The 3584-nt window shown below is 50.0% G+C and carries 2 protein-coding genes; both read left to right on the plus strand.

Features of this window, described 5'->3' with window-relative positions; translation table 11 throughout:
* The first annotated feature begins 174 nt into the window (after positions 1-174).
* Complete coding sequence (locus VIM87_RS18985; RefSeq protein ID WP_331998519.1) at positions 175-1833, plus strand: DUF1800 domain-containing protein; 1659 nt, start codon at positions 175-177, stop codon at positions 1831-1833.
* Between the two features lie 20 nt (positions 1834-1853).
* Entirely contained in the window at positions 1854-3443 is a 1590-nt protein-coding gene (locus tag VIM87_RS18990; RefSeq protein WP_331998520.1) for a DUF1501 domain-containing protein, read from the plus strand.
* The last annotated feature ends 141 nt before the right edge of the window (positions 3444-3584 follow it).

A 3584-nucleotide genomic window follows, 5' to 3' on the forward strand; every position in this document is an offset into this window, starting at 1 on the left:
TAATAATACTATCGTTTCCTTATCACACGCTTACTCCCCTTCCCCATCCCGTAGAAATAATTCCCCCCTTTTCAAATAAAATAATCCCCTATATTAAAAAAATCACTAATTTGGTCCTGCGATTATTGTCGCTCCTATAAAAAAACCAATACGCCTAACCATATCCTATAACATATGGATCGCAGACAATTCCTAACCTTATCCCCTACACGCCATAAAACGGCGAAAGCCCCTTTGGGCCGCACAGATTCCGGTATTGCACCCTTTACCGGCGCCTTTGAAACGGCTCAGGCAGTACACCTATTAAAACGTGCACTGTTCGGCGCTTCTCCGGCAGATCTTAGCTGGGCTAAGGGCCTTGGCTCCATGGACCAGGCAGTAGATGCGCTGCTTACACCGCTTGCCACCATGCCCTCTCCGCCGGTAAACAACTACGGAGACGATGCTACCGGTATAGCACCCGGCGCCACCTGGGTAAATGCGCCCGCTTACGTACGCATGGAAGATGATCCCCTGGGACAGAACAGGCAGCGTTCCTACAAAGCCTGGTGGACCGGCGTAATGCTCAACCAAACCAGAAGCATACACGAAAAAATGGTGCTCTTCTGGCACAATCACTTCGTAACAGAAACACAAACGGTAACGGACCTACGTTACGTATATAAATACAATACCACACTGCGGCAATATGCCCTGGGTAATTTTAAAGCGCTTACCAAAGCCATTACCAAGGATCCCGCCATGCTCATTTACCTGAACGGTAACCTGAACGGCAAAACCGCAGCAGATGAGAACTATGCACGTGAGCTGCACGAGCTGTTCACCATCGGTAAAGGGCCCGATTCCCATTATACAGAAGACGATGTACGTGCCTCCGCACGCGTGCTCACCGGCTACCGGGTAGATGAGAACACCATTACCAGCCACTTTGATAGCACACAGCACGATTTTACCAATAAACAATTCTCTGATTTCTACGGCGCTAAAACCGTAACCGGTAAAACCGGCCCTGCGGGCGAAACAGAGCTGGACGACCTGCTGAACATCATTTTTGCACAGCCGGAATGCGCCAAGTTCATCGTGCGTAAATTATACCGCTTCTTTATCTACTACAAAATAGATGATGCTGTAGAGCAGAATGTAATTGCACCGCTGGCAGATATCTTCCGCACCAACAATTACGAAATACTGCCCGTGCTTAGCGCCTTATTTAAGAGCGAGCATTTCTACGATCCGCTGAACATGTCCTGCCTGATCAAAAGCCCCATCGATTTTTGCATAGGGCTGTGCCGTGAGTTCAGCGTGGTATTTCCTCCCGCATCTGATTACATGAACGCCTACGAAGCCTGGGACTACATCCGCGACTTCGCCGGCAAAATGCTGCAGAATATTGGCGATCCTCCGCTGGTGGCCGGTTGGGCCCCTTACTACCAGGAGCCTATGTTCCATGAAATGTGGATCAATACTGATACCCTGCCTAAACGCAATATGCTGTCCGACTACCTGGTACAGGGGCAGGGCGCACCGCATGACCTGAAAATAGATGTACTGGCCTTTGCCGATCAGCTGTCCGACCCCGGTAATCCGGTAACCTTGGTAAAGGATTCGCTGGACCTGCTGTATCGTGTAGACGTATCCGATAGCCTGCGCAGCTTTATGAAAAATTCTATCCTATTGAGCGGCCAAAGTCCTAACAGCGATTATTACTGGACCGATGCATGGCAGGCCTATAAAGGCAATCCGGGAGATGTGGCGACAAGAACAGTGGTGGAATCACGCCTGAAGGCTATGTATAAATTCATCATGGACCTGTCTGAATACCAATTATCCTGACCTTCTGAAAGACCTCTAACATGCGTAGAAGAGATTTTCTCAAACATACAGCATCAGCCGCCGTACTGCCGTCTATTATTGACGGATTTTCTGTAAAAGCATTCAGTACTTCGCCTATGTTAGCCGCCTTACAAGGCGCCGCCACGGATAATGACCATGTGCTGGTAATGATCCAGCTAACCGGCGGTAACGACGGTTTGAACATGGTGATCCCTCTGGACATTTATGATAAATACCAGGCAGCCCGCAGCAACATTGCTATTCAGCAGGGCAAGGTGCTGCCCCTGGCCAACAATATAAAAACCGGTATCCATCCGGCAATGACAGGCATTCAGCAGTTATATGAAGATGGAAAAGTGTGTATCCTGCAAAGCGTAGGCTATCCTTCACCGGATTATTCCCACTTCCGCGCTACAGATATCTGGCTGTCCGGCTCCGGCGCTAAAGATATCCTGAACACCGGCTGGGGCGGGCGTTACCTGGGTTTTGAATATCCCAACTTCCCGGAAGGATTCCCGAATGCAGATGCGCCGGATCCGCTGGCTATACAGATAGGTTCCCTCGTATCGCCGGTATTCCAGGGTACTGCCGCCAGCATGGGCATTGCCATTACCAGCGCTACAGATTTTTATGACCTGCTGGAAAATCCGCCCATTGATCCCGTGCCTAACACGCACTGGGGCGATGAGCTGACCTACATCCGCTTAATTGCAAAACAATCTGATAAATATACCGATAGCATCAAATTGGCTGCCAGCAAGGTTACTCAGCAAAGCCCTTATCCGGCTAATAACGACCTGGCTGCACAGCTCAAGATCGTTGCACGCCTGGTGGCCGGCGGTTTAAAAACCCGCATGTACATGGTGAGCACCGGTGGTTTTGATACGCACGCCAGCCAGACAGAAGCCGGCGATACCTCCAAAGGATACCACGCAGAGCTGTTAGGTAAAGTAAGCGCCGCCATTAAGGCTTTTATGGATGACCTGACCAGGCTGAAAGTATCCAAACGTGTAGTAGGTATGACGTTCTCCGAATTTGGCCGCCGCACCAAATCCAATGGCAGTATGGGTACGGACCATGGCGCTGCTGCGCCTATGATCGTGTTTGGCGATTATGTGCTGCAGGGAGTACTGGGTAACTCGCCCAACATTCCGGACGCCGCTTCCGTAGGGGATAACATTCCAATGCAGTACGATTTCCGTTCTGTATACGCCTCCATCCTGGAACAATGGTTCTGCGTAAAAGAATCAGACCTGAAAACCATTCTGCTGGATGATTACCAGCGCCTGCCTATCGTAAGCGGTATTGCCTGCGGCCTTATCACATCCACAGACGATGTGAACCAGAACGCCGGTATCAATTACATCACCAACTATCCGAATCCTTTCGCCGATAAAACCTATCTCAAGTACAAAACCAAAGGCGGTCATACCATGATCCAGATCTTTGATACCACGGGCCGCCTGATCCAGGTGCCGGTAAATAAGATCCATACGCCGGGCGACTACACCGTTACTTTCGACGGGGAGGACCTGCCTAATGGTGTGTATTATGCCCGCTTCCAGAATGGCACCATCCAGCAGGTACGCACCATGCTGAAGGTGAGATAAGCCCTGCCGCTTATCATTTCTTTGTGCAACAAAGTTGCAAATAGGGCCTTTTTGCCTATCTTTGTCGCTCACTACGCAGATAGGTGAGAAAACAGTGGTTACATAAGATCTTCGCTATCATACTCCTGGGTGTGTTTGCTT

Source organism: Chitinophaga sp. (genome assembly GCF_036569125.1).
Lineage (GTDB): Bacteria > Bacteroidota > Bacteroidia > Chitinophagales > Chitinophagaceae > Chitinophaga.